The sequence below is a fragment of the Nocardiopsis gilva YIM 90087 genome, from assembly GCF_002263495.1.
Taxonomy (GTDB): Bacteria; Actinomycetota; Actinomycetes; order Streptosporangiales; family Streptosporangiaceae; genus Nocardiopsis_C; species Nocardiopsis_C gilva.
Window position 1 is genome coordinate 4,853,159 of record NZ_CP022753.1, and the last position, 26,243, is coordinate 4,879,401.

General features: G+C 66.0%; 27 protein-coding genes and 1 pseudogene. 11 read left to right on the top strand and 17 right to left on the bottom strand.

Annotated features, from left to right (window positions below; genetic code table 11):
• Positions 1-72: 72 nt before the first annotated feature.
• The 8 genes from CDO52_RS21680 to CDO52_RS21715 form a co-directional block, all read right to left on the bottom strand.
• On the bottom strand, positions 73-732 hold the full coding sequence (locus CDO52_RS21680; RefSeq protein WP_157745666.1) for a hypothetical protein: 660 nt from the start codon (positions 730-732) through the stop codon (positions 73-75).
• Positions 733-739: 7 nt separating this feature from the next.
• Complete coding sequence (locus CDO52_RS21685; protein ID WP_017619831.1) at positions 740-2,158, bottom strand: hypothetical protein; 1,419 nt, start codon at positions 2,156-2,158, stop codon at positions 740-742.
• A 219-nt stretch (positions 2,159-2,377) separates the two neighbouring features.
• The gene (locus CDO52_RS21690) at positions 2,378-4,297 is read right to left on the bottom strand and encodes an OmpA family protein (RefSeq protein WP_157745668.1); all 1,920 of its coding nucleotides are present in this window, start codon (positions 4,295-4,297) and stop codon (positions 2,378-2,380) included.
• A 148-nt stretch (positions 4,298-4,445) separates the two neighbouring features.
• Positions 4,446-6,146 (bottom strand): serine/threonine-protein kinase, encoded by a 1,701-nt coding sequence (locus CDO52_RS21695; protein WP_094932650.1) that lies wholly within the window; start codon positions 6,144-6,146, stop codon positions 4,446-4,448.
• 70 nt (positions 6,147-6,216) lie between these two features.
• Entirely contained in the window at positions 6,217-8,034 is a 1,818-nt protein-coding gene (locus tag CDO52_RS21700; RefSeq protein WP_152471723.1) for a serine/threonine-protein kinase, read from the bottom strand.
• A gap of 596 nt (positions 8,035-8,630) precedes the next feature.
• Complete coding sequence (locus tag CDO52_RS21705) at positions 8,631-10,496, bottom strand: serine/threonine protein kinase (protein WP_269769154.1); 1,866 nt, start codon at positions 10,494-10,496, stop codon at positions 8,631-8,633.
• Between the two features lie 346 nt (positions 10,497-10,842).
• Entirely contained in the window at positions 10,843-11,451 is a 609-nt protein-coding gene (locus CDO52_RS21710) for a DUF3592 domain-containing protein (RefSeq protein ID WP_157745670.1), read from the bottom strand.
• 507 nt (positions 11,452-11,958) lie between these two features.
• A complete protein-coding gene (locus CDO52_RS21715) occupies positions 11,959-12,519 on the bottom strand; it encodes a GNAT family N-acetyltransferase (RefSeq protein ID WP_198345771.1) in 561 nt (186 codons plus the stop codon).
• A gap of 205 nt (positions 12,520-12,724) precedes the next feature.
• Between CDO52_RS21715 and CDO52_RS21720 the strand changes: the two genes are divergently transcribed.
• From CDO52_RS21720 to CDO52_RS21730, 3 genes are read left to right on the top strand one after another with little or no spacing between them, the layout of a single operon-like run.
• A complete protein-coding gene (locus tag CDO52_RS21720) occupies positions 12,725-13,264 on the top strand; it encodes a DUF6817 domain-containing protein (protein ID WP_026126003.1) in 540 nt (179 codons plus the stop codon).
• A gap of 15 nt (positions 13,265-13,279) precedes the next feature.
• Entirely contained in the window at positions 13,280-14,062 is a 783-nt protein-coding gene (locus CDO52_RS21725) for a HalD/BesD family halogenase (RefSeq protein ID WP_152471724.1), read from the top strand.
• Positions 14,059-15,120, top strand: a complete 1,062-nt coding sequence (locus CDO52_RS21730; protein WP_017619839.1) for an isopenicillin N synthase family dioxygenase — start codon at positions 14,059-14,061, stop codon at positions 15,118-15,120. Before CDO52_RS21725 ends, CDO52_RS21730 begins: the two co-directional genes overlap by 4 nt.
• A gap of 130 nt (positions 15,121-15,250) precedes the next feature.
• Here the strand turns inward: CDO52_RS21730 and CDO52_RS27790 are convergent, their stop codons facing one another.
• From CDO52_RS27790 to CDO52_RS21740, 3 genes and pseudogenes are all read right to left on the bottom strand, one after another.
• A complete protein-coding gene (locus tag CDO52_RS27790; RefSeq protein WP_152471725.1) occupies positions 15,251-15,448 on the bottom strand; it encodes a hypothetical protein in 198 nt (65 codons plus the stop codon).
• 55 nt (positions 15,449-15,503) lie between these two features.
• Positions 15,504-15,635 (bottom strand): annotated as a pseudogene (locus tag CDO52_RS21735) (helix-turn-helix domain-containing protein); the annotation flags it as partial.
• 176 nt (positions 15,636-15,811) lie between these two features.
• A complete protein-coding gene (locus tag CDO52_RS21740) occupies positions 15,812-16,804 on the bottom strand; it encodes a transposase (protein ID WP_083919957.1) in 993 nt (330 codons plus the stop codon).
• Positions 16,805-16,969: 165 nt separating this feature from the next.
• On the opposite strand from CDO52_RS21740, the gene CDO52_RS21745 reads away from it, so the two are divergent.
• Together CDO52_RS21745 and CDO52_RS21750 are read left to right on the top strand one after the other, a co-directional pair.
• Positions 16,970-17,509, top strand: coding sequence for a winged helix-turn-helix domain-containing protein (locus CDO52_RS21745; RefSeq protein ID WP_017621929.1), 540 nt, complete (start codon positions 16,970-16,972; stop codon positions 17,507-17,509).
• Between the two features lie 8 nt (positions 17,510-17,517).
• Positions 17,518-18,066, top strand: coding sequence for a transposase (locus tag CDO52_RS21750; protein ID WP_232524533.1), 549 nt, complete (start codon positions 17,518-17,520; stop codon positions 18,064-18,066).
• A 290-nt stretch (positions 18,067-18,356) separates the two neighbouring features.
• Here the strand turns inward: CDO52_RS21750 and CDO52_RS21755 are convergent, their stop codons facing one another.
• The 5 genes from CDO52_RS21755 to CDO52_RS21770 all read right to left on the bottom strand — a co-directional run bounded on the left by CDO52_RS21755 (position 18,357) and on the right by CDO52_RS21770 (position 21,791).
• Positions 18,357-19,139: an endonuclease/exonuclease/phosphatase family protein gene (locus CDO52_RS21755; RefSeq protein ID WP_157745672.1), complete on the bottom strand. Its 783-nt coding sequence runs from the start codon at positions 19,137-19,139 to the stop codon at positions 18,357-18,359.
• Positions 19,140-19,563: 424 nt separating this feature from the next.
• Positions 19,564-19,743 (bottom strand): hypothetical protein, encoded by a 180-nt coding sequence (locus CDO52_RS28270; protein WP_198345772.1) that lies wholly within the window; start codon positions 19,741-19,743, stop codon positions 19,564-19,566.
• A 373-nt stretch (positions 19,744-20,116) separates the two neighbouring features.
• On the bottom strand, positions 20,117-20,386 hold the full coding sequence (locus CDO52_RS29575) for a helix-turn-helix domain-containing protein (RefSeq protein WP_394340796.1): 270 nt from the start codon (positions 20,384-20,386) through the stop codon (positions 20,117-20,119).
• A complete protein-coding gene (locus tag CDO52_RS21765) occupies positions 20,281-20,655 on the bottom strand; it encodes a helix-turn-helix domain-containing protein (RefSeq protein WP_198345773.1) in 375 nt (124 codons plus the stop codon). Before CDO52_RS21765 ends, CDO52_RS29575 begins: the two co-directional genes overlap by 106 nt.
• A gap of 170 nt (positions 20,656-20,825) precedes the next feature.
• Positions 20,826-21,791, bottom strand: a complete 966-nt coding sequence (locus tag CDO52_RS21770) for a helix-turn-helix domain-containing protein (protein ID WP_017620471.1) — start codon at positions 21,789-21,791, stop codon at positions 20,826-20,828.
• Positions 21,792-21,844: 53 nt separating this feature from the next.
• Between CDO52_RS21770 and CDO52_RS21775 the strand changes: the two genes are divergently transcribed.
• The 6 genes from CDO52_RS21775 (at position 21,845) to CDO52_RS28280 (ending at position 25,820) form a co-directional block, all read left to right on the top strand.
• On the top strand, positions 21,845-22,177 hold the full coding sequence (locus CDO52_RS21775; RefSeq protein ID WP_051060870.1) for a cupin domain-containing protein: 333 nt from the start codon (positions 21,845-21,847) through the stop codon (positions 22,175-22,177).
• A gap of 585 nt (positions 22,178-22,762) precedes the next feature.
• Positions 22,763-23,080, top strand: a complete 318-nt coding sequence (locus CDO52_RS21780; RefSeq protein WP_017620468.1) for a hypothetical protein — start codon at positions 22,763-22,765, stop codon at positions 23,078-23,080.
• Between the two features lie 146 nt (positions 23,081-23,226).
• Complete coding sequence (locus tag CDO52_RS21785) at positions 23,227-23,856, top strand: CDP-alcohol phosphatidyltransferase family protein (RefSeq protein WP_017620467.1); 630 nt, start codon at positions 23,227-23,229, stop codon at positions 23,854-23,856.
• The gene (locus tag CDO52_RS21790; RefSeq protein ID WP_017620466.1) at positions 23,853-24,656 is read left to right on the top strand and encodes a phosphatidate cytidylyltransferase; all 804 of its coding nucleotides are present in this window, start codon (positions 23,853-23,855) and stop codon (positions 24,654-24,656) included. The genes CDO52_RS21785 and CDO52_RS21790 overlap by 4 nt, the downstream gene beginning before the upstream one ends.
• Positions 24,653-25,246 carry a lysophospholipid acyltransferase family protein gene (locus CDO52_RS28275; RefSeq protein WP_198345774.1) on the top strand — a complete coding sequence of 198 codons (594 nt, stop codon included), beginning with the start codon at positions 24,653-24,655 and terminating at the stop codon, positions 25,244-25,246. Before CDO52_RS21790 ends, CDO52_RS28275 begins: the two co-directional genes overlap by 4 nt.
• Positions 25,239-25,820 (top strand): hypothetical protein, encoded by a 582-nt coding sequence (locus CDO52_RS28280; RefSeq protein ID WP_152471793.1) that lies wholly within the window; start codon positions 25,239-25,241, stop codon positions 25,818-25,820. The genes CDO52_RS28275 and CDO52_RS28280 overlap by 8 nt, the downstream gene beginning before the upstream one ends.
• 39 nt (positions 25,821-25,859) lie before the next feature.
• On the opposite strand, the gene CDO52_RS29580 is transcribed toward CDO52_RS28280, so the two are convergent.
• Entirely contained in the window at positions 25,860-26,087 is a 228-nt protein-coding gene (locus tag CDO52_RS29580; RefSeq protein WP_083920019.1) for a GntR family transcriptional regulator, read from the bottom strand.
• Positions 26,088-26,243 lie beyond the last annotated feature (156 nt).

The window sequence follows — 26,243 nt, forward strand, 5'->3', positions numbered from 1 at the left end:
CTGCTTATACGTATAAAGCGTGGTGGATGTCCACACATGGAGATTTCCTCGCTGCGGGCGAGCTGCGAGGTGCTAGTTCACTCGAATACTATTGACGATCTTCTCTCGCTCTTGGGAATCGATCGCGTCGTCGGCCACATTGAGCCGGAATGCGACACCCTCGTTGTCCTCAGTGATCAAAGCGATGTCGATAACGTTGCTGAAGTCGATTTCGTCAATTCGGGACTGTTCGACAAGGTAGTCGTTCCGCGCGGCGCTCCGGGCACCCGGAACCTCGATTTCCTGGTCACGGTCCATCTCTCGGATCCGATTTCCGAGAGTAACTTTTCCTGAGAGCGCCCGCGTGATCGCCTTCGCGGATTCGGTGGTCTCGTCGACACCGTTGATTGGTACCAGGCCGGCGGTCATGACGATTGTGCCGTCTTCATCGACGCCCTCATAGGCGTTCGTCAGCTCGTCATTCTCTTCTTCGGGGGGCTCCCAGTCAGCAGGGACCGAGTAGCTGATCAGGCCCGCGTCGATCTCCTGGTAGCCCTCGGGGACGGCTCCGGTTCCTCCACCAGCCTGCTCGTTCTCGTTGCGTTCCTGGTCCTGTTCGGATTCTCGGCCAGCTTGCTCATCCGATCCGCTGAAACAAGCAGTCAGTGTGAATCCCACGATTATCGCGGTGGCAATCGGCGCAGCCTTCGCAAGGCCGAACTTTTCCTTGAATCGGTCCATCATATCCGGCATTCCCGCCTCACTCGACACTGCAGTCCTCGTACTGGACATATTCACGCCGACCGTCAACCGGGGCAGCTAGGTACTCCGCACTCGTAACCGTGGTTTCCTCGTCCACGTTAGTGTAGGTATAGCCCACCGATACCCCGATCTTGACTTGAAGTCCGATCGTCTCCTCCGAGGTGTCCTGGTCGTAGGTCGTCTTCATCGAGTTTCCCTCGTTGAAGATCAGCTCCTGGAACGGGTCGGCGTTGTCCGGCAACTCGGTTGGTGCCATATCGTCCCACGTGATGGGGAGGGCCTGGCCTCCGGGGATCCAGCCGAGCCACTCCTCAGCGATTTGGCGCTGCTCCTCGTTCTCCAACGACAGCTGTGTCGTGGTGATCGACGGACCATCGCTGTCTGTCGTTGTCTGGGTGATGACGATCTCCGTGAGGTTTCCGTCGGCGTCACGGGTCACCTTCATGGCTCCGGTCCGCTCGATGTTCGGGTTATAGGAGTCGACCACCCAGTCCGCCCCGAAAGAGGCCTCTCCGCCGAGTTCGTAGATGTCCGACGTGCTGCCGTCCTCATTCGTCTCGGTGGCGGTCATACCACTGACGCCGACGCCAGCGTCGACACCGGGCTCGAGATTGGGAACCCAGTCTCCGGTTGGCTTGACGGAAATGCCTTCGTCTTCCTCGTCGCCGTCTTGACTGGAGCCGTCCTGGTTGGAGGCGTCCTCATCACCTTCGTCCTTCTTCTTGTCCTTCTTTTTCTTGTCGTTGCCCAGAGACAGGCTCAGGTCACCGTTAGCGCCAACATCGACTTCATGCTGTGAGCGGACTGATGTGGGCGGCGGCAAGTCTCCGGAATCGTCAGCCCACGACTCAAAATCATCGAAGTCCCATTTCGAGACGTCCTCCTTGGCCTTGTCCCGAATCTGTTGCTCGAACTGGTCGGCCTCCTCAGGGCTGTCGAACTCCCAGATAGCGGATTCAGGGAATCCGTATTCGAGCCCGACATTGGCTTCCGCGCTCGCAGAGGCGAGCGGCCCGAGGCCGACCGTGCCCCCGACACCGACATCACCGCCGATCGACGACCCGTCGACAGCGATGAACCGAACGGTTCCGTCCGAGAACTCCTCACGGATGAAGGTCGTACCCGTGGTGCCCTCCACCACAACGCTCGCGCTGTGCTTGGTGCCGTCGGCATTACGACTGACCATGCACCGGTCCGGCTCGTAGTACTCATCGGATCGGAACTCGGGATCGCAGCCGGACTCGTCTCCGCCGATGGAGAAGAGGCCACACAGCGCCTTACCAACCGGAATGGTGATGACCGGGCGAGCCAGCATGAACGTGAGCGTGCCGAGAATGACCACGGCGAAAACGATGAGTGCGGCATACTCAACGAGCTGGGCACCGGTGTCGTCACGGCGGCGCTGCACCTGCGGCATGATCGACCACTTTCACGAACAGGGGGACTGACCACGAGGGTCGTGAGGGCAGCATCGACGCTAAACATCCGGAATCGGGCAGGACAGGGCCCACAGGCCCCACGTTTTCTGGGCCCACCGTTTCGCCTGGGAGCAGGCTCGCTGGCCCGGGTGTGGGCGGTTCCCCGTCTGTATGGGACCTGCTCTGGGTCCTGTGTGGAACGTCGACCCCTTGGCCCATCACTCGACGGGGACATCCTCGATGACTCCGTACGCTCCAGCGTCGAAGTTCACCGTGGTCACCCATGGTGGTGGGGCAGCGATATACATCCAGACCCGGTTGGAGCTGTTCGTCCGCGTCACGTAGGGATAGGAGGCGGGACCCAGGTACGTCGGCTCGGCGCCCTTGTCGCTCAGGGAGTTCCTCTGCCCGATCCGCAGGCCGTGGTAGGCCGTTCCTGTCTCCGGATTTACCACCACGAAGCTGCCGAAGTCGGCGCCGGGGTAGGTCGTCGGATCAGCAAACGGCGTGGCCTCCTCGTCAATCTCCTCCGGGCTCTTGTTCGTGATCTGGAAGTTCGCCACTAGATAGGAGCCGTCGCGGTAGAAGGGGAACACTGACATCCGGTAGTCCTGCTCATCGATGGTCGCCTCGGCGGTCGCGACGGGGGAGGCGTCCTCCGCCCGATAGGGGGCAGGACGGGGTACCGACTCGGCTCCCCCCGGCTCCGCTGCATCTCCCTCGCCCTCAGGATCAGCTGACGTGGAAGGTGAGGGCGACGGGTCGTCGGGGGTACCAGGGCTACCCGGCTCCTGAACATCTGCCGTACCGTCGTCAAGAGGTTCAGGATCGTGTGTGCTGCCAGCGCGATCCTCACCTCCGCCTTGACCTTCTCCCCCTTGGGCTGGCTGACCGTCTTCGTCGGCTCCGGCGGACTCTTCCTGGTCGACAGGCTTCGGGACAATGTCGTAGATGATCTCCACCCGCTGGTTGCGCTTGCGGGCGGCCTCCTTTCCGCTGCCCTTCTCCTCGACGATGGGCTGGCTACTACCACGTACCTCGGCCTTGTACTGAAACTCCTCGCCGAACTCGTCCTCCAAGAACTTACGGACGGCAGTGGCCTGGGCCTGTGAGGTCTTCAGGTTTTCGTCGTCCGTTCCCTTCCCACTGGTATGGGCGACGATGGTGAGCAGAGGTTTGTCTGGGTCAATCCGCCCGGACGCGTCCAACCCGGCGCCTGCTAGGAGGGACTCGCCCTCATTGGTCAGTTGGACTCCCTGGGCCTTCTTCTCGTCTTTCTCTTCGCCTTTCTCTTCGCCTGCTTGATCTCCGTCATCTTTGGCGCGGAAGAGGCCTTCGGACCGGAATGTGACGCGCTCCCTGGTGCGCGCGGTGTCACGCTCCTCTTTGCCGCTCTGGGTGATGCCGTACAGGGGCCGGGCGTACTTTCCCGGTTCCTTCGGCATCGGGTCACTCACAACAGGGAGCTCTACGACGTCCCCCGGCCGTACTTCCCGCGGGCCTTCGTCGTCCTCGTCCTCATCTTCGTCATCCTCGTCGCGGGAGGCGTCCTTGTCCGGGTCCTTGTCGTCATCCTTCGTCATGTCGATCACAGGGATTCCAGTGAACTCGCCGGTCGTCCCGGGAGTGAGGACGGTGATGCGTTCAGCCTTCTCAGGAAGTGGCGGAAAGTGCGTCTCCAGGACGTACTCGGCCTCCCCCATTACGGTGTGCGGAAGTTCATTGCCCAGGGTGCGCGGAGCATACTTTTCGCTCTCCGGATCGGCTTCAGCTCCGGCTTTGTGCTTGCTGTTGGGCAGCTGGAAGTACACCCGTTGGCCCATGGGGTCGAGCAGCTGGAAGCCGCCGTCCATCCCGCCCTTGGCGTTGTGCTCCCCCTCCTGGAGGGGCACCGTCGTGTACCGCAGCACAGTGCGATCCTTGTGCCGCTCGACCGCATCGATCTCTATGCGCGCCCGAAACTGCGTTCCTTCTCCAAAGACGCCCTCCCGGATGAACGGGCCATCCGCGGCTATCAGGGTCTCCTTCGGCTCTTCCGTGGGGTCGCTGGAGGGATCCGACGGTGCCGTGCATCCCGCAGCCAAGAGAATGGCGGAACCAACGACACCAAGGATCCGCAGTGGGAACCTGCCGAACATGTGGGGGAACCTCATTCGCGGGAGTGGAGCGGCTAGCCATCGAAGGGTACGACGCCTCACCCGGAGGGTCGGGTTCCGGAACAGGCCGAAGTAGGCCACACACAGAACTCCGACCGCTGGTGGAGGTCGCCAGTGGGGCAGCAAGGGGTCAGGTGCAGGTTGCGTAATCGAGCGTGAAGTAGCCGCCCTGGCCCAGGTCATAGCAGATGCCAACGGGCGGGAGAGTGCCCGCGTTCGGCGTATCCGGGCTCTGGTAGGCGAGTAGTGCGCTTTCCGGAGCTCCAGGGAAGGTGAGTGAAAACCGTCCGTCCTCTTGCCCTTGGGGGGAGTTGGGGTCCGGCGTATAGGTGAAGTCCGCCTGGGGGAGGATTTTCTTTCCATCGGCGATCACGTAGAACGCCTCGTGTGTGAATCCGGGTGCCTGGGCCCGGACCCCGTCGGTCTGCCCGTTGACGGTGAAGGCGATGCCCTCGCCGGTGGACGTCATCTCGTAGACGTAGGCGTAGGTTCCGTAGATGCCGCCCCCGGCACGGGTAGCGAACTCTGCCACGTCCCCGCGTGCGGCCGCGGGCGCTGCCTCCGCGCTATCCGTGGCGGCTTCGACCTTGGCGACGGCTTCCGCCGACGGCCCGGAGGTTCCATCCTCGCCGGGCTCCGCTCCGTCACCGGCGTCGCTGCTGTCCTCGCTGCCCCCGGTACCGCCGCTGTCCTCGGTCGCCCCGTTCCCGGTCTCTCCGCTGTCCCCAGCGTCAGGTGTAGGCGAGGCCGGGTCAGTGCCGGGCGTGGGGTCACCCGACGCCGACCACGGCGCCATTCCAGTGAATTGTGCGGCGCCCGCGGCAGCAGCGGTCAGGACGAGCACTCCGGCGACGGCCCCCAGCACCATGGGAACGCGGCGACGGTTGCGGGGCGGCTTCGGTGCGGCTGCCTCCATCCCGACCCATTCGGCGGCGAGCAGGGCGGGGGCCACTGCGGCCGGGTCAGCGGCAGGGCTGAAGCCCGGGCCGCGAGCCACACCCCACAGTCCTTCGACGGAGCGCAGCGCGTCGACCGCCGTCGGGCGCACGCCCGGGTCCTTGGACAGCGCGGCCTGGACAAGGGGGCGCAGCTCGTTGGGGACGCCGTCGAGGTCAGGTTCGCCGTTCCGGATGCGGTAGGCAAGGGCGTCGGGCGGGCCCGATCCGAACGGTTCGCGGCCGGTCGCCGCGTAGGCCACCAGTGCGCCCCAGGAGAACATGTCGGATCTGTCGGTGAGTGCCCCGTCCACAGCGCCGGACTGCTCAGGGCTCATCCACCCTGTTGTGCCGATGACCCCGCCGGTGCGGGTGAGCGCGGTCTCCTCCAACGCGCGGGCGATCCCGAAGTCCAGCACTTTGGGTCCGGAGGGTGAGAGCAGGACATTGCCGGGCTTGAGATCGCGGTGCACGATCCCTGCGGCGTGTACGGCCGCCAGCGCGTCAGCGAGACCAGCGGCCAGACCCAGCAGCCGCCCACTGGTAAGCGGCCCATTGTGCTGGATGTGCTCGCGCAAGGTGGGTCCGGGGATGTATGTGGTGGCGAGCCACGGAGTCTCGGCGGAGGTGTCCCCGCCGAGGAACTCCGGGACGCATGGGCTGTGCACCCGGCTGACGAGGTCCACCTCGCGCGCGAAGCGCGCACGGAACTCGGGGTTGGTGGCGAGAGTCTCCCTCACAACCTTCACCGCGACGTACTGGCCAGGAGCAGCAGGCGCAGCGAACACCGCTCCCATGCCACCGGCACCGATTCGACCGATGGGCTGGTACGGACCGATACGCCGTGGATCGTCGTCCAGTAGGGGTGCGAAGCGGGTGGGGGATGTGTCGGTCATCCGGAAGGGTTCTCCTGATCGATGGGTGGACGGCACGCGCGGTCGAGACGAGCCGTCAGAGATTCGTCAGTCAGCCGCAGGGGAGGCCGAACTGCGGAAGTGGCGGCATGTCATGCCACTGTGGCCCTTCCTGGTAGCAGAGCCCGTATGCGCTGCGTTCCTGCTCATTGAGTCGGTACCCCCACAGCTCTTCAGGCGGGATGTAGCGGATATAGCGCTGGAAGGGGAGGTCTCCGTTGTCCTCCTCAGGTGGCACTTTGTTGATCGTGAACGTGAAGTCGCTTGTGGGATTTTCCGCGTCAAGCGTCGCAAGCACCCGTGATTCCGTCGAGAAGTAGAAGCCCTCCCAGTCGGGGTTGAAGAGGTTCTTGACGTCCTCTTCCGTGAGCCGATACTTCATCGCCATGAAATCTTTGGTGTGCAGTGTGTAACTGCCCTCATCCCGCAGATACTCGGCGTTTCCGGAGAAGACGACGTCCTCACCCTCGCGGACCGCGGACTCGAAGATGAGTCGCAGTTTCGGTTCCCAATCCCCGACCGTGCCCTCGCCGTTGGACATGGCCTGTTTCGTGGCCAGCTCCAGCGTGTCCGAGGCGACGGGGTTGAACCTCACGGCGCCGATACCGAGGTCTTCACCGGGATTGCCACCGATGAGGTTGGGGCCACCGCGTTCGAGGCTCGCCGCGTCCACGGCACCATCGGCACCGTTCTTTCCACCGCTGCCGGCTCCGCCGCCCGCAGAGTTGGTTCCTCCGTTACCGCCGTTGGCGGGTCCGCCTGACCCGCCCGCATCCGCGCCTGGTGTGGGGGCGGCACCCGTGCCGATGGCGTTCCAGGCCACCGCACCACCCGTACCGATCAGGACGAGAGAGAGGACAGCGGCCGCAGGGACGAGCACTCTGTGGCTGCGCCAGCGGGAGCGTCTGGGAGGCGCCAGGGACGTCCACGTGGTGGTGTCGGCCGATGGCACGTCGATCTGTGTCCACCGCTCGTGGAGCAGACCGGGCAGCACCCGCGTCGCCTCTTCCGGGTCGCCCGAAGCCGAACCGACCCACGCGGCGGTCACAGCCTCCAATGCTTGGGCCGCCGTCGGCCGGTCGGCCGGATTCTTCGACAGCGCAGCGGCGACGACGGGACGCAGTTCGTCAGGCACCCCCTCGAGATCGGGAGCGTGCTCCATCGTGCGGATGGCCAACTCATCCGCGGTTCCGCTGCCGAACGGACGTCGGCCGGTAGCGGCGAACGCCACAAGCCCGCCCCAGGCGAACATGTCCGACGAAGCGTCGGGAGACGCCCCTCCGTACTGTTCCGGCGCCAGCCAGCCGGGTGTACCGAAGAGGCCACCGGTGCGGGTGATCGCGGACTCCTCGATCGCCCGAGCAATTCCGAAGTCCAGCACCTTCGGACCCGATGGGGAGAGAATGATGTTGCCGGGTTTGAGATCACGGTGCACGATTCCCGCTGCATGGATCGCCTGCAGGGCTTCTGCGAGCCCGGCGGCCAAGCCGTACAGCATGTCCCCGGCCAGCGGTCCACTGTCGCGCACCTGGCCGTTCAGCGTCGCCCCCGGCACATACTCAATGCCCAGCCATGGACGCTGCGAGCGCGTATCCGCGTCGACAAACGCAGGAATGCATGTGCCGGACACCCGCCGCATGAGATCCACTTCGCGCGCGAATCGAGCGCGAAACTCAGCGTCAGCGGCGAATTCACGGTGGACGACCTTGAGCGCCAGCGGGGCATCCTTGTCGTCGACCGCCGCGTACACAGCACCCATCCCACCGGCTCCCAGCCGCCCCACGACGCGGTATGCGCCCACATGGGTCGGGTCCTTGTCGGTTCTGGGGGTAAGGCCGGAGGCAGCGAAGCCTGCGGGAGTGGTCTGCACGTTCTGCTCCGAATTTTGGGGGATATCCAGCCGACGAGTGTAGACCGGGCGTGTGTATCCGTGGAAACCGCAGGTTGACACCAGGGAAGCCCCCTACGCCGTCCTCGACAGTCTGATAGGGAGTGGGAGCTCGCCCGCTGCCGCTCCGGAGGAAAAGATCGTGGTCGACGACGGCGCCGGGGGACCGGGGGTGGTTAGCAAGGAGATTGTTCCGCGTAGTGGCCTTTCCGTTGAAGTGTTTGTCCAGTTGAGGCCATAGATGGGCTCCCCACCTGGCTGGTGGGCCGCCTGGAGGGGGTGAATGCAACGCTGCAATGTCTGTGGTGTCGTCGATCTCGGCGAGATGAGGGCTGAGCGCACCGGAGAGAGTATCTGGGTGTGCGGCGAGTGCGGTTGCGTGTGGCGAGACAGTGACGACCTGGCCGGGCCTCCCTGGTCTGACAGCAATTCCTACGCGCCACGGAAAGAGCGCCGCCGACGTCGGTGTCAAGCAGCCTGACGGGCTCTCCCTCGCTCAGCCCTTTGACTTCTCTACGGCGTTGCCAGAGGACACCAAGGCCGACCCGATGTCGGCATCGGATGGCCAGACGTTTCATTCAGTAGTTCCACGGGACCTCACCCTGCCCGACCTGTGTGCATTTCGGGTCGTACATGTTCAACAAGTCGTCCGCGGACGGCTTACCGTCCAGCTTCTCCGTGCACATCCACGGCCACCACTGACCGTCCCCGTCGTAGTACTTGTAGAAGTGGTGCACATTTCCGGGGACAATCTCGAACGTGTCCGTGGTCGTGCCCAGATCGGTGCGGATCTCGAAGCCTCCGTCATCGTCCATGTCTTCCGCCTGGAGACGGTCGAGGCCGACCGCTCTGATGCCGTGGGTCCCGAACTGCTTGATCGAGCCCAGGTCGTCGACGTTCATCGTCACAATCGTCTGGTTCCCAGGCTGCCCCTCCTGCTCGGTGAGCAGAATGAAGAATCCTGCTTCGTCCACCGCCCACAGTTCATCGAAGTCAATCTGATCCGGGAGGACGCGTCCGGTCGCGCTTCCGGTCATGTTGTGGGCGATGACCTTGTCGTCGCTGTTGCGCACCATGTACAGAGCGACCATCCGGCCGGCCCCCATGTGGCTTTCGACCTCGACATTGGTGAGCACCAGTCGCACCGGGTCCTTCCCGCGATACACCATGCCTGGCAGCACATGCACGTCGCCGTCGCAGCCCTCGCAACCGGCAGCGGCGATCAACTTCCGGTCGGCCTCAGGGTCCGGTGTGTAGGCGGCAGATTCGGTGTAGGGATCACCTCCTCCGCCCTCCCCCGTGTTCCCGGTGTCTGCCGAAGGATCCCCGTTGATCTCCGTTCCACCGCTTGTCCAGCCCGGTAACGGTGACCCAGTCGCCCGGTAACTGATGCCCGCGGCCGCCCCTAGGGCAATAGTGATCAGCAGCGCCAACCCCACAGCGCCGCCAAACAAGAGGCGTGTTCGCAGGCGTCGCCGCGACGCCTCCCTGAGCGCCGGGCCCCAGTCCAACGTCCCGGAGTTCTCAATCTCGTGCCACCCCTGATGAAGGGCCTGGGTGACGATCGTCGTGCTGTCCTGAACGCGGGACGCGTCGACGAGCGTCGTCTCGACAGCGAGGCCCGCAAGCCGCTGAAAGAGTTCGGTGGCGTCCAGACGCTGGGCTGGATCTTTGCAGAGCGCACGTCCGACGACTTCAGCCAGTCCCGAGGGGAGGCCGGCGATGTCCGGCTCCTCATTGAGCACCCGGTATGTGAGGGTGTTGATGTCGCCCTGACCGAAGGGGCGTCGGCCACTCGCCGCGAAGGCGACGAGAGCACCCCACGCGAAAATGTCGAGCGAGGGGCCGACCGTTCCCTGGTAGGCCTCAGGCGCAATCCATCCGGGTGAGCCGACCAGGCCGCCGGTGCGAGTGATCGCGCTCTCGTCCACAGCTCGCGCAATGCCGAAATCCAGCACCTTCGGCCCGTCGGGAGCGAGAATGACGTTCGCCGGTTTGAGGTCGCGGTGGATGACGCCTGCTGCGTGGATGGCGCTGATGGCCTCGGCCAGCCCTAGCGCGAGCGCGATGACCTGAGCCACGTCAAGCGGTCCGTGTTGGGTGACGTGGGCCTGGAGGGTCGGTCCCGACAGGAACGGGGAGGCGTACCACGGCTGTTCCGCGCGGATGTCGGCGTCGAGTACCGGAGCTATGCAGGTTGCTTTGACACGCCGCATCAACGCGATCTCGCGGTCGAACCGTGACCGGAACTCCGGGTCGGCATCGAATTCGCCGCGGATCACCTTGACCGCGACGTGCTCTCCGGCCTCATTCAGTCCGGCGTAGACGACGCCCATGCCGCCCGCACCGATACGGCCGATCAGTCTGTAGGGACCGATTCTTTGCGGGTCGGACGGTGTCAGGCCGGGTAGGGACGCCGGTCTGTTGCTGCTTGGGGGAGCCACTGATCTCCTGGTTCACGGTAATGCGGGGGACTTCAGGTTAGAGAAGCGCGACTACGGGACGGTTCCATCGGTGCGTCCCGCAGACGGGCAGGATCCCGTGTACCCCCGGCGAGACTATGGACTCCTCCTCGGTTGTTCACCTGCCGGCCCGCATCGAATCCGTGATCATCGACTCCGGACTCTCCCCATCCTTGGAAGACGTAGTGGTTGATTCACAGAGCGAGAGGAGATGTCGCCAGCGTCTGGCCGAGCTGCGCATAGGCGCTGTGTGTCTGTCGTGCCTAGCCGTGCGCCTGAAGATTCACGCGTTTGGGCGGCTACCCGTGCCCCACCGACGCGGGGCGGGTTATGTCGGCCAGAACACCGCGATCGCCAGCCCCACGACGATGAACAGAACGCCGATCCCGATCCCGACCACGAGGGGAACGATGCTCGACCGCCCCGTACCGACCCAGATCGACGTCGGATCGGACGGGTCGTACGCTACCTCGACCCGCTGCCCTGGCTCGTAGCGCGTCGTGCTCGTCGCGACGGGCGACCGTCGGTGCACCTGCCGCCCGTCGGGCAGGTCGAACAGCACGGTAAAGGCATTCACCCACCCTTTCGGGGACGGGGACGAGGTGTCGACGTTGCGGTGCGTATTGGAGCCGGCCGGCTCGTCCCAGGAGTGAGTGACCGTGGCGAGGGCGCGCCCGGGTGAGCGACGAAGCCTGTTGGTCTCCCCGGCGAACCAGATGCCGCTGATCAGTGCCAGAAAGCCGGCGACAACGAAGAGTCCGCCGAACACCACGTTTTCGGCGTCCCCGAGGGCGTCGCCGAAGAGCCCCAGAGCCAGAACCGCCACGACGATCGCGACGAACAGGGCCCGGTGCACCGTGGAGCGGATGCGAGACTCGCGACGCGGCTGCGGGGCGCCGGGGATCGGGTGGAGGTAGGGGTTGTGGGTGATCTCCACGTTGGAAGGATCGCTGGGATCGAACCGGATGGGGACCCGCCACCCAGCAACCGGGACAATGCCCCCGAAACCTCTCGCGTGTTCGCTCGTGTATTCGGCACCGGAAGAATCACGGAAGCGGAGGGTGAAGGGGTGTTCCAAGCGTCTGGGCGGGTGGAGCGGCCCGACCGCGGCAACGACAGCCTCCGTGCTCACGCCGCGATGCTGCAACCTCTGTCTCCGCAGTCGGGCGAATATCGACTTCACCAGGTTGTATGCGATCACCGCAGCGATGAGGCCCCAGATCAGGACCGAGCCGGGATCGAGGTCGGACACTGCTGTCACCGGTTCCTCGGGTCGGGGAGGGAATCGCCGGAGATCGTATCGTCACCCGATCGACGATCAGGGTCGGGCCGGTCGCGTGATGCGGGCCGCGGCCCTGGAGGCGATCACGCTCTTTGGGCGGCCGACCACGAACAGGTGCTGACCGACCGCTCCTCGCACACCGTGACAGCCGCCGATGCCAGGTCATTCGTCGGTGTCGAGCCTGGCGTGGATATGCATGTCATGCCAGCCGTCCGCATGGCGGATCTCACCGCGTTTCGTGCCTTCCGCGGTGAAACCGGCGCGCCGCGCGACGCCGTAGGACACTGGGTTCATGGTCGAGTGGCACACCTCGATTCGGTGCAACCCAAGCTCGGCGAACGACCAGGACGTCACCGAGGAGAGGGCCCGAGAGGCGACGCCACGGCCACGCGCTGCCGGGAGCACCCAGTAGGACACCTCGGCGAGGCCTTCGTGAAGGTTGAGCCGACACAGGCTGATCTGCCCGACGACCTCCCCCATGCCCGCCACGTCAACGACGGCCCACCCGGCTCCGGTCTCCTTGCACCACCGGTCGGACCAGGAATCGATCCACTCACGTGCCTCGTCGTCAGTCATCGACACGCAATGCCAGCGTTGAATGTCGGGATCTGCGTATCCGGCACGAACGGCCGCTCGGTCCGCGGCCTGCCATGGGCGCAGCAGAACGCCATCGCCGTCGATCTTCGACTGAACGAGTCCGGACATACGGCCGGGCAACACCACAGGTTCTACAAGATTTGGCACGCCCCGATTATCACCTTGGCGGCCCGGACACGGTCAAAGCGATTACCATCCGCCCGTGTCCACTCCGAACCCCCGAGAGAACGAGGGAGCCGCGGACGGGGCGTAGTCGCGTTTCCCCTACGGAGTCGGCAGGTCGGTTAAGGTCAGCCGGGAACTTCCCCCGACCATGAGGGGCGGACCGCCCATGGAAGATATGCAGCAATTCGTCGCCATGCTCGAATCCCGTGGTGCGCGGAAAATTCGCCACCCCGGCGGGGACCTGCTCGCCCATCTCACGCGCGTCGCACACCTCCTGGAGAGCTGGGGTGCGGACGGGGACCTGTGCGTGGCCGGGCTCTGTCACGCCTGCTACGGAACCGACGAATTCGGCGTCGACTTGTTCGATTCGGCACGGCGGGATGAGCTCACCCTCGTCATCGGTCATCGGGCGGAAGCACTCGTCTATGTCTACGCCGCGTGCGATCGCAAGCATGTCTTTCCCCAGTTGGGACGGCAGAACCCGGTCGAGTTTCGGGATCGGTTCACGGACACGACGCGGTTGATGCCGACGGCGGACCTGAATCGATTCATGGAACTCACCGCCGCCAATGAGCTGGACCTCGTTCGGCACAACACCGAGTTCAAGGAGCAGCACGGACACGGACTCCTCGATCTGTTCACCCGTACCCGAAAGCTGCTGAGCGCCGCCGCGTGGCGCGACTGCCAGGAGCTGCTGGAAACGTGAGGAAGGAGTCGACACATGCGATCACCTATGGCGGCACTGATTGACCTCGACCGCTACCCCATCGATCGACCAGACTCCGGGCCGGGAGCGGCACTGTTGAAGGAAACACGCAAAACGTTCGAGGACACGAGCCTGGCCGTATTCGACGGATTCCTGCAGCCAGAAGCGGTCAATCGCGTGGTGGAGGAAACGGTGTCCGGCGTGGGCGAGCGCGGTTTCCGGTTTGAAGGAAGCAACAAGGTCTTCCTCGGTACGGGGGAGAGCGGCGCCGAGGGCCACACGCACACTAAGGCCACGCTCGCCTACGACCTCATCGCCACCGATTCCCCCCTCAAGGCGCTGTACGCCTGGGATCCCCTACTGAGTTTCGTCTCCGCGGTCGTGGGCCAGCCGGTGTACCGCTCGGTGGACCCCGTGGGGGCCATGACAGTCCATGTGCACCACGGGGGTGATGAGCAGGACTGGCACTTCGACGTGTCGGAGTACACGCTCGTGTTGCATTTGCTCGCGCCCGAGGAAGGCGGGGTGCTGGAGTATGTGCCCCGTTCGCGCAGCTCGGTGGAGCAGCACGAGGAGGCGCTGCGCGGCATCGTGGAGGGGAAGCACCAACATCTGACACGCGAGCTGCCCACGGCGCCCGGCGCCCTGGTGCTGCACTCAGGCCGCGCCTCCCTCCACCGCGTTACTCCGGTGCATGGCATTACGCCGCGCATCAGCGCGACGCTGTCGTACAACTCCACTCCCGACGGCCAGCTCAACGAGTACACACGGCAGCTGTACTTCGGGCGGGAGCGGTGAGCGAGCACGACGATGGCGGCGGGCGTAGCGGGGGAGACCGCGAGGAGAAGGTGGAAAAGAGCACCACTGGGATCCCACTGCTCGACCTGAGGGACTGGCACGCCCCGGAGTCGCGGACGGACTTCGCCGAGCGGCTGCGTGCGGCGGCGCACGGTATCGGATTCGTGCAGCTGACCGGGCACGGCGTAGACGCGCGACGGAGCGGGGAGTTACTGAACCTGGCGCGACGCTTCTTCGCGTTACCGAAGCGGGAGCGCCTGGCGGTGGAGAACATCCATTCGCCGCATTTCCGCGGCTACACCGCCGCGGGACGCGAACTCACCGGTGGACGGATGGACTGGCGTGAGCTGTTCGACGTGGGCCGGGAGCGCGCCCCCGTGGCGAGGGACGCCGACGATCCGCCCTGGTTGGGCTTGACCGGCCCTAACCATTGGCCATCGGCGCTGCCGGAGATGCGGCCAGTATTCCTGGACTTGCTGGACGAGTTGTATGGCGTCGGGTACTCGGTGCTGTGCGCGCTGGCAGCCGGCCTGGGCTGTCGGGAGAGCCTCTTCGAGGACTGGTTCGGTCCGGAGTCCCACGCACGGCTGAAGCTGCTGCACTATCCGCCACGGCCGACCGCCGAGCACGAGCAGGGCGCCGGAGCGCACAAGGACTACGGCTTCCTGTCGATTGTGATCCAGGACGGCCAAGGCGGGCTCCAGGTCGACGACGGGAGCGGGGGCTGGGTGGACGCCGCTCCGGTGCCGGGCGTCGTGATCGTCAACTTCGGTGAAACGCTCGAACTGGCCACCGGTGGATATGTGCTTGCGGGCCGGCACCGTGTGGTCAGTCCTCCACCAGACGCGGAGCGGACGTCGATCGCTTTCTTCCTCAACCCCCGCCTCGATGCCGAGATCACACCGGTGCCGCTTCCGCCCGCGCTGGCCACCGAAGCGCGTGGGCAGCGCGCGGACCCGGACAACCCCGTGTTCACCACTTACGGCCGCAACGAGTTCAAGGGCTGGATGCGCGCCCACCCGCGGGTCGCCCGGAGGCACTATCCCGACCACGTGTAGTGGGCGATGGGCGGTGCCCGGGGGCGTGCGGACGTCCTGCCGACCATCCTGCTCGGAGGGATAGGGATGGTCGGCAGGGCCGAGTGGGCCATGGGAGTAGGAGAAAGGCGGTGGGTTGGGCTACTGCTCCCTACTCCGGTGCCTTCACGGTCAGGGTGACCGAATCGGTTGCGGCCCCATCCAGGTCCTGGTCGGGATCGGTGTCCTTCACCTTGACGATGGTGACGGTGTAGCCGCTGTCCAGGGTGCCCCTGTCGTCGGCCTTGCCTTCCACATATTCCCCATCCTCGGACGCGCCATGGCCCTCCTCGTCGATCGACAGCAGCACCGTTCTGTCTCTCGTCGACAGCACGCCGATCTGCAGGCCGGTCGCGCTCGGTGAGCACACGGGTGGTCTCGTGTACATAGCGCCAGGCGGTGGTGGTATTGACCGCGAACCCAGCCGCCAGTTTGGCGAAGGTCTTGCCTTTGCGCAGGTAGACCAGCGCGAGCAGCGCCTGCTGGGCCGATTCCAAAAGCCTCCAGGCCCACCCGATCCGCTTGCGGTGGCCGCGGATGACCCGTGCCGTGTGATTCAGCGCTCGGCGTGACAGGGACAGCGCGGCGCGGTAGATACGCCGCGGCCGACCTGGAGCTGACCGGCGGGCGAATGGATTGGCAGGAGCTGTTCGACGTCGGTCAGGAACGCGCCCTAGCTTGTTCTTTGACCTGCTTGCTTGTGTCCAGCGAGGCTCTTAGTGCCCGTTTTGTTCTTCTTCGGGACCCCGTAGCGGGGAGCGGGACGCTCGTCCCTGCTCCCCGCAGGCCGCCCGGGACCCGGACGGGCGAGTTCCGGCGCACCGGCGGGCCGGTGCAGGTCGGCATGGATGCCGCGGAACCCCCGACGTACACGCGCCGGAGTCATCCGACCCGGTGGAGCCGGGCGTTGCCAGGGCAACCGCACCTCGCGGGCAAGGCACCGGGCAAGGCGCAACTGGGTGTAGGCGGCCATCACGACCCAGCTCCACCGGTCGGCCGCCTCCGGGCCCCGCAGCCGAGGGGTGTTCCACCCCAGGTTCTGCTTGCAGAAGACGTCCGCGTCGCCGCTTTGGTGGTGCCCGGCGGCGACCAGCCGGTCGACCAGGCCGCGGACCTGCTCGGCGGTGGCGGTGGTCGCGTCCTGGCCTGGCAGCAGGCGCCAGATGTCCAGGGGCGCGGTCCAGGACGTGGAACCCTCTTCCAAGGCGACGATCACCGAATAGGGCCAGCCGGGGACCATCTCGGCCTGGCCGGTGCCCCGCCCGTAGGTGTGGCACCAGGAGCGCTGCGGGCTGGTCCAGGCGTCGGGGCGCAGCCAGGGGCTGATGTCGGCGGCCAGTACGACGCGCCCGTGGAAGCGGGGCAGCGGCAGTGCGGTCAGGCTCCAGCGCAGCCGGGCGATATCGATACGGCCCCGGTTGACGGCGGCGTAGGCCGAGCCGTGGCCGCGGCGGTGCTCGGGCTCCAGGGATAGCTGGGCCAGGTGGTGGGCGGGGCCGGGGGCGCAGGTGAGGGCGTCGCACAGATCGAACACTTCGTCGGGGCGCGTGGTCAAGCAGGTGTAGAGCTCCGCGCGGAACCGGGACAATACCGACAGTGGCTCGACAGGGGTAGCAGACTCACCTACGCGGCCTTGGGTTTGGTCACCAGCGTCTCGACAGTGCACATGATCGTCCCAAGGCCGCTCTGCTGTCTGGGGAACGACGAAACCCGTGGCAGGAACAGTGATCCGACCACGGGCTGAGGTGAAACAACAAGCTACTGATCTTTAAGGGGGGATGTCACCTTCGAGATAGATGACATCCCCCAGGCCAGGGCGCATACCTGAAGCATGAGGTATGCGCAGGGCGGAGGACTGACCGCCCAGGGGCGAGCACGCCGCGAGCAGGTCCGGCTCGAGGCCGCCCGGCGGTTCGGCCAGGGCGCCAGCCGCGCCGAGGTCGCCCGCGAGCTGCGCGTCACCCCCACCACCGCGAGCCGCTGGTACAAGGCCTGGAAGAACGGCGGCAGCGCCGCGCTGGCCTCCAAAGGCCCCGCTGCCCGGCCCCGCCTCGACGATGGGCAGACCCAGCGGCTGGAACTCGAACTGGGCCGCGGCCCCCTGGCCCACGGGTGGGCCGACCAGCGCTGGACCCTGGCCCGTATCCGCGACCTCATCCGCCGACTCTTCGACATCGACTACACCGTCCCGGGCGTCTGGTACCTGATGGACCGGCTGGGCTGGTCGGCCCAGAAACCCGCCCGCCAGGCCATCGAGCGCGACCCCACGGCGGTGGAGGTCTGGAAGAAGGACGTCGGGCCGAGCGCAAACAGACCGCGGCGGCCCAGGGCGCCGGGATCGTCTTCGAAGGCGAATCCGGGCACAACCTGAGGCCGCCCATCGCGCGCACCTGGTCACCGCGCGGCAAGACCCCGCTGATCACCGTCAAGCACTCCAACTCCGGACGCACCGCGGTGATGGGCCTGGTGGCCTACCGCCCCGGCCACCGGCCGCGGATGATGTTTCGCACCCGCGACCAGACCCGCCCCGAACTCCGCAGGCCCACCCGCCGGGGATTCGACTGGACCGACTACCGCGGCCTGCTCACAGCGGCGCACACGGCACTGGACGCGCCCATCGTTGTGGTCTGGGACAACCTCAACTCCCGCAAGAGCGGCGCGATGCGCCACTTCATCGAGGCCGCGCCGTGGCTGACGGTGCACCACCTGCCGGCCTATGCCCCCGACCTCAACCCGGTGGAGGGCCTGTGGTCGCTGGTCAAACGCGGGGAGCTGGCCAACCTGGCGGTGACCGGTATCGATCACCTCGCCCGGACGGTCCGACGATCCCTGCGCCGCCTGCAGCACCGCCCCGAGGTTCTCGACGGCCTGCTCGCGCACACCGGCCTGAAGCTCATCGAACAGACCGCATGTGACATCACGCTTTAAAGATCATTAGTGCACAAATGTTCAGGGCGATGGCGTTGGAGGCAGCCAATTTTGTTGGCGGTGTGCAGGCAGGAGATGCAAAATCGATAATGAGCGCCTGCACGCAGAAGGGCAGAAAGGAACACGAAGCTCCTGGTGGCAACAGGATCTCTTGGCTATGATCCCGTTCACCAGGAGCTTTCGCGCGACTACGGTCGGATTCTAGTCACTGGGAACCGTCGGCAGGGTTGGAAAGAGTATCTTCAAGGTCAAAGACTGCCAAGGCAGCATGCCGTGACGAGACTGATGGGTTACTCCCAGGCGGCAGCGCCGCGCAGCAAATTGTGATCGGACATGTTCGCCGAGCGCGCTGCTGCGTCTCCCATAGCGTTCTTGAAGTGCGCTGCGGAGACGAAGATGTAGTCGAGCTTCTTACCATTGGTGTGGGTAGGCTCGCCTGAGCGGCAGAATCGCACCCTAGCTCTCCGGCAGCTTGTGGTGAAACGATCGGTGTCTCGCTCGTCGACCTCCCCGAAACGACCGTGCCCGCCCTGGAAACCATAGAATTTATCCAAGGTGCTGCTTGTGGGGGTCGCGTTGAAGTCCCCGGCGAGGATGATGGGAATTCCACCGGCCCAGGAATTCAGCTGCCGTCTGACGGTTTCGGCCTGCTGTAGCTGGTACGAACCCGAGTAGTGTGTGAGGTGGGTAACGCAACTGAGTGTCGTGCGTCCTTCAATAGACCCCTTCGCGCACAGAAGGCCGCGGGCGTTGCGGTTGGGGTCATTCTGGTCGAGAGGAAGGGACTTGGTGAGGCGCTGTACGGATCCGGTCTTCACGAAGACAGCCATACCAAACCTCCGGTCTTTCCCCCATTTGCCGCAACCCTTAGGGCCGCTGCTGGTGGCGTACCACGCTGGGGCGTAGCCTCGCAGCCGATTGCGCAAGGATTTGTACTGTCCGTAGCAGACTTCTGTGAGCATGATGGAATCGGCGCTCCAGTAGTCGATTGCCTTCTTCACCTTTGATGACCAGCTGGATGCAGTGAAGCCGGGGTAGGGGCATTTCGCCCCGCATGCGTTGTAGGTGATCATACGGACGGATGGAGCCGTGCTGGGGGAGACCGTGTCAGCTATGGCCGTCCCGGATGCAGCTCCGGCCGCCAGTACGACCCCTGCGATGAGCGTTGCTGCGTAGCGGCGCATCCGATGACATCTCATACTTGAGAATTCCTTTTCATGCAGTGAGGGGATAACGCATCTGTCAGATAGGTCTGCCAGGCTGCGCACGAAAGGGATCACGCTACAACAGATCGACAGACATTTCACATCAAGGCCCCTTATTTGAGGGGTCACTGAGCCTTGTCCAGCCGCATACTGCGGTGCTGAGCAGGAAGGCGAGCAATGCTCAGGCCAGGGCTGATATCTGAGCGGTGCTGTACCGGAACCTTGTGCGGGAGCCGGAATAATTTCAGGGTGGCCATAGCCTGTCCGAGGAGATATCGGACGCTAATGATCTTTAAAGCGTGATGTCACATGCGGTCTGTTCGATGAGCTTCAGGCCGGTGTGCGCGAGCAGGCCGTCGAGAACCTCGGGGCGGTGCTGCAGGCGGCGCAGGGATCGTCGGACCGTCCGGGCGAGGTGATCGATACCGGTCACCGCCAGGTTGGCCAGCTCCCGCGTTTGACCAGCGACCACAGGCCCTCCACCGGGTTGAGGTCGGGGCATAGGCCGGCAGGTGGTGCACCGTCAGCCACGGCGCGGCCTCGATGAAGTGGCGCATCGCGCCGCTCTTGCGGGAGTTGAGGTTGTCCCAGACCACAACGATGGGCGCGTCCAGTGCCGTGTGCGCCGCTGTGAGCAGGCCGCGGTAGTCGGTCCAGTCGAATCCCCGGCGGGTGGGCCTGCGGAGTTCGGGCGGGTCTGGTCGCGGGTGCGAAACATCATCCGCGGCCGGTGGCCGGGCGGTAGGCCACCAGGCCCATCACCGCGGTGCGTCCGGAGTTGGAGTGCTTGACGGTGATCAGCGGGGTCTTGCCGCGCGGTGACCAGGTGCGCGCGATGGGCGGCCTCAGGTTGTGCCCGGATTCGCCTTCGAAGACGATCCCGGCGCCCTGGGCCGCCGCGGTCTGTTTGCGCTCGGCCCGACGTCCTTCTTCCAGACCTCCACCGCCGTGGGGTCGCGCTCGATGGCCTGGCGGGCGGGTTTCTGGGCCGACCAGCCCAGCCGGTCCATCAGGTACCAGACGCCCGGGACGGTGTAGTCGATGTCGAAGAGTCGGCGGATGAGGTCGCGGATACGGGCCAGGGTCCAGCGCTGGTCGGCCCACCCGTGGGCCAGGGGCCGCGGCCCAGTTCGAGTTCCAGCCGCTGGGTCTGCCCATCGTCGAGGCGGGGCCGGGCAGCGGGGCCTTTGGAGGCCAGCGCGGCGCTGCCGCCGTTCTTCCAGGCCTTGTACCAGCGGCTCGCGGTGGTGGGGGTGACGCGCAGCTCGCGGGCGACCTCGGCGCGGCTGGCGCCCTGGCCGAACCGCCGGGCGGCCTCGAGCCGGACCTGCTCGCGGCGTGCTCGCCCCTGGGCGGTCAGTCCTCCGCCCTGCGCATACCTCATGCTTCAGGTATGCGCCCTGGCCTGGGGATGTCATCTATCTCGAAGGTGACATCCCCCTTAAAGATCAGTAGCTTGGAACTCCCCGCAGGCGGCCACCTTTATTGGGGGGCGGAGAAATCCCCCACGAACCCCATTAGACATGGCCGCTGCCATGACAACCGCGGTTGTCATCACGGGTCGCTCCGGAAGGCCCGACGGTAGGCACCCGGCGTGGTGCCCAAGGCGCGAAGGAAACGCCTGCGCAGGTTGGTGGCCGAGGAGAGACCGACGCGTCGGGCGACGGCGTCCAATGGGAGAGCGGACGATTCCAGCAGTTCCCGGGCGGCGGCTATCCGCTGAGCGAGCAGCCACTGTCCCGGCCCGACGCCGAGCTGGTCGGCGAACCGGCGGGCGAGGGTACGCGCCGAGACGCCTGCATGCACGGCCAAGTCCTCGACCGTCAAAGGGTCACCGAGTCGCCTGGTCACCCACTCCAGCAACGGCGCGAGAGAACCGTCGATGTGGGCGGGGTGCGGCGGCGCCGAGTACTGCAACTGCCCGCCCTCGCGATGGGGCGGCATGACCATGCTCCGTGCGACGTGCGCGGCGTATTCGGCCCCCTGGTCAGTGCGTACCAGGTGCAAGCACAGGTCGATGCCGGCGCCAGCGCCAGCACTGGTGGCCACGTCACCGTCGTCCACATACAGCACGTCCGCGTCGACCCGGACGGCTGGGAAGCGCACGGCCAACTCCTGCGCCCGCGCCCAGTGCGTGGTCGCCCGTCGTCCGTCCAGTAGACCAGCGTGTGCCAGCCCGAAGGCGCCGGTGCAGATGCTGACTACCCGTGTTCCGCGCTCGTGCGCACGGCGCAGGGCCTGAACGACCGCGGGTGAGGGCGCCTCGTCAACGGGCAGCCACCCGGGGACGACCACGGTGTCCGCTTGTTCGAGCGCCTCCAGCCCCTCGGCCACCAGCATGGCGTACCCGGCGCGCGTCGTGACCTGCCCCGGGCGCTCGGCGCACACGCCGAACGTGTAGCGCGCCGGAAGTCCTTCCCGCTCGGTCCCGAACACCTCAGCCGCGCAACCAAGCTCGAAGGTCGACTGCAGCGGGCGGGCGAGAGCCACCACTCGATGCATGGCAGAAAAGTACCGCATGATGTCATTCCTGACACTCGGCGGGGGCTGCAACGGTCGGGCAGGGTGAACCCATGACGACAGAACACCAAGTGCCTGACTATGTGTGGTCCGCCGTGCAGGACGCCCCTGTTCATGAGCTCTTTCCAGGTATCCGCCAGCGCCCGCTGTGGAGCGGCAACAATGGCGCGACGGCCCAGGTACTGGAGATGGACCCGAACACGTGTTGGCAGGGCATCGATGTCCACGAACCGGGTCCCGAGGAGGTCTTCGTGGTCTCCGGCGTCTTCAACGACGGCGACCGGGACTATCCCGCCGGCTCCTTCATCCACGCCCCAGCGGGTTCCTCCCACGTCCCACAGACGACGACAGGCTGCACGCTGTTCGTCTTCTACCCCGAAGGCTGAATCCCCAACGATCACGAAGAGGAGCTTGGCAACTGGCTATCCGCGGGGAATCTGCACTGGCCGCTGTCAGTCATGATTTCCCGGGCGCGGGAGCGGGCGCCGATGGCGTGGCGGTGATGTTGTCTGGACTCAGCACATCATCATGACCACCGGCGTCCTATCCCTCTTCTTCCCTCACCACTCACCCGATCGCCGTGTCCGGGGTTTCTGGAAGGATGAGCGCTCCACGCAGAGTCGCTTCAGCGGTGGCCCTCCCGCCGCTTTCGCATGTGGCTCTCACGATCACGATGAGGTGATATCGGAGGGGCGAAGTTCCAGGAACATCATGTCCCCCTCGGCGATCGGCGCTACGACGCCCCGACCGTGATTGTCAGAAGGGTCGATTTCTCATTCGGCAAACTTCCCGGTCATGATCCCCGTGTATCGCGATATCGCGATGTCGACCTGCCATCCAAGGTAGATGGCAGTCGAGCGGATGTGATCCTCCACTGTGTGGAGCACGATGTTTTCGCCGACGGTGTGAGCTGGAATCGTAGCGTTTCAACCGCTGAGAGACCCGACTCATGGTGCTCCGGATGTGCTCGCATGAAGGCCGATCATGCCCCGATGGAAGCGGAACGGGCAACAGCCGCGCAGGCCGCGCAAGATGCGTACGAGGCTCGCTACCCGGTCGCGCAACGTTGGAACGAGAGCGAAGCCGCGTACGCGGAACGACTGGCCCATGTGAAGTCGATGATCCGTAGAAACTACTCCCAGGACATCGAGGTGGCAGTCCGGACCCTTGTCCAGCAGCCGGAGGCGACGGGCAAGGATGTCCTGGCCGCGATGATCGACACTCGGTACGGCACCCAGGAACGCGAGACGCTCGACGCGATTCTGGCTCGCCGTGGACGCTTGGAGTGACGGCGTCGGGCCGGGGGATGACTCGCCGCCGCTCGGTCTTCGCCCACCCGACCGGCCTGAGGCCGAATGTCTAGGTACACGTACTTATAGGGGATGCGTAGCCCGGACGATGCCGGGCGGGGCCGGTTCACGGGACCGTGGCTTCCATGAACGGTCTGTACTCCCTCAAGCCATGGTTCGCGGAGCGGCTCGCGCATGTGCGGCGCGGGCTTGTCGAGCGTGGTGTCCGGCCCGCTGTGCTCACGTGGGCTGGTGTCGCGTTCGGTGCCGGTGCTGGTGTGGCCATCGCGCTGGTGCCGATGGGACCGCTTGCCGGGGTCTTGGTCGCTGTCCTTCTCGTCGCACGGTTGGCGTGCGCGAATCTCGATGGTGGTGTCGCCAGGGACAGCGGCCGGTCGACGCGGTTCGGTTTCGTGGTCAATGAGCTGGGTGATCGGCTCGCCGAGTTCGCCGTGCTGACTGGGTGCCTGTTCGTCGCGCCGTCCGCAGTCGTGCTGGCGGCGGCGCTCGCGGCGACGCTGCCTTCGTGGGTGTCGCTGGCGGGCACGGCCGCGGGGGCACGACGGGTGCAAGGTGGTCCGGTCGGCAAGACTGAGCGCTGCGCGCTACTCATCGTCCTCGCCGCCACCGGAGCCGCTGTCCCGGTGCTTTTCCTTCTGGCCGTCGGGTCGCTGATCACGGCGGTGGTGCGGCTGGTCCGTGTCGCTCGGGCACTGAGCGAGACCGACGAGGCGAGCGCTGAAGCCGAGTATGCCGCCGCGGGGACGCTGTCATGATCGGCGCCGCCCAAGCCGCGCCGTACATCGTGGGCGTCCTCGGGGTTGGCGGGGTCGCCGTCTGGGCGTCCGGGAAGCGCGAGCTGGTGCGGCGCTGGTTCTCCTGGGTGATGATCGCGCCCGTGGTCGGTTGCGCCCACTACCTCGGTGCGCCCGGAATCGCCGCGCTGGCGGCGGCGATCGCACTGGTCGCCATGGTGGAGTACGGGCGGGCAGCGCGCCTCGGGCTTCCCGAGACGGTCGTCGCAGCGTCTGTTGTCGCCGGGGCGCCGCTGGTTGCATGGCTTATGCCCGACGTGTTGTGGCGCTTCCTGCTCGTGGGAACGCTGGCCGCGATGCTGGTGCCGGTTCTGGCGGGCGACGAACGCGATGGCGCGCGCCGCGCCGCGTTCGCCGTGTTCGGCATGGCCTGGCTGGCGGGGCTGACCGGCCTGGTGCTACTCGGCCCGACCGCGTTCTCCCTGTGCGTGGCGGTGGCCGTGGCCGACGTCGGTGCGTGGTTCGGTGGCCGACTGCTGGTAGGCCCGCCGCTGTCGCCGCTCTCTCCGGCGAAGCGCTGGGGCGGTGTGCTGGGCGGCGCGGCCACCGGACTGACCGTTCTGGCCCTGTTCGGCGCGCTGACACCAGCACTCGCGATCGCCGTCGTTGTCGCCGCACCCCTCGGCGACCTGCTCGAATCGATGATCAAGCGCGGCGCCGGTGTCAAGGACACCGGCGGGTGGCTACCCGGTATGGGCGGGCTGCTCGACCGCATCGACTCCCTGTTGCTCGCTCTCCCTGTGGCGGTGGTGCTGTCATGATCGGATCGTTGCTGCGTGCTGGCCTGTGGCGGACGGCGCTCGCGAAGGCGGGCGGCTTCAGCATCCAAGGTGAGCGCCCAGACGGACCATGCGTCGTGGTCGCGAATCATTCCTCGCACGCCGACACCGCAGCCCTGCTCGCGGCGCTCCCCGCCAGGCGCCGACCGGCGGTCGCGGCCGCCGATGACTACTGGTTCGGTAATCGGGGACGCGCATGGACGGCACGAGCCGTGGCCGGGGCGTTTCCCGTACGCCGCAATGGTGGAGGACGCGGCGACCTCCTCGCCGCCGAGCCGCTGCTGCGTCGTGGACACATCGTGGTCGTCTACCCGGAGGGCACACGTTCACGCGACGGCGCGCTGGCCCGATTCCGTTCCGGCGCCGCGCACCTCGCCGACCAAGCCGGAGTGCCACTTGTCCCGGTGGCCATCCGCGGCACGCGACAACTCCTCCCCCGCGACGGCCGACTCCACCGCACACCGGTCACCGTGCGGTTCGGAACACCGGTGCACGACATCCACGCAGCCCAAGAGCAGGTCGCGAACATGCTCGACGACACGAGAATCCAAGCTGGAGCCACCCATGTCTGACAACCTGCGCGACTCCCGACTCCACCGCCGCGCCGCTCGACTCGCCCGGTCACAGTGGGGGACAGCACTGGCGGCCACGTGGGGATTCGCGGAGGCGGTGTCCTGGCCGGTGCTTCCGGAAGTGGCGCTCGCGGGGCTGTGCGTGGCGGACCCGAAATCGGGACCGCGACTGTCGGTGGCGGCAGCCGCGGGAAGTGTCGCCGGAGGGCTCACCAGCTACGCCCTTGCCGAACGCGGTGTGGTGCCGCCCTGCCCGCTGACGACGCGCCGGATGCACGACACCGTCGCAACGCAGACGCGGGATGAGGGAGCACGTGCCGTGCGGCACCAGCCCCTGGCCGGAATCCCGTACAAGGTGTATGCGGTGCGTGCAGGGCAGGAACGTGTGGGGGCGATGTCGTTCGCCCAAGCGAGCGCCCGCGCCCGAGGCACCCGGATTGTGACCGCAGGTCTCGCTCTCACTGCCTTCGGCGTCGCTGCTCGGTCCCAGCGACACCGTTACGGCCCGTACCTACTGACAACGGGGACAGGGTTCGCGGCGGCGCTCACACTGATCGTGCGTGGATGGCGCTGACCTTCCGTCCGTCACAGGTGTGATCGCCCCACTGGTCTGCTACTCACGGCGTACGAACGACCCGAGACCGGGCTCCGTGTATGTCAACCCGCGATTCCGCAACCCGCTGAGTGCCTTCTGGGCTGTCGCGGAGGCCACCTCAAACTCTTCTTGAATCAGAACCACAGAAGGCACGCGTGTGCCAGGTGGGTACTCGCCGTCACGGATACGTCGTTCCAGCTCATCAGCGATTTGCCGCCATCTCGGCACGTCTTCCCTGAACTTCACCCGAGCACGCTAGAGCGGGATCGCATGCCTGCCAATGCACAGCATGCCTAGCATGCTATGCCTGTACTCCGATATCATTGGAAAATTAAGGACCCCGGCGAGTGCCGCAAACACTCCCGGGGCGTGGCCACCAGCTGATGTGGAGCTGATGACAAT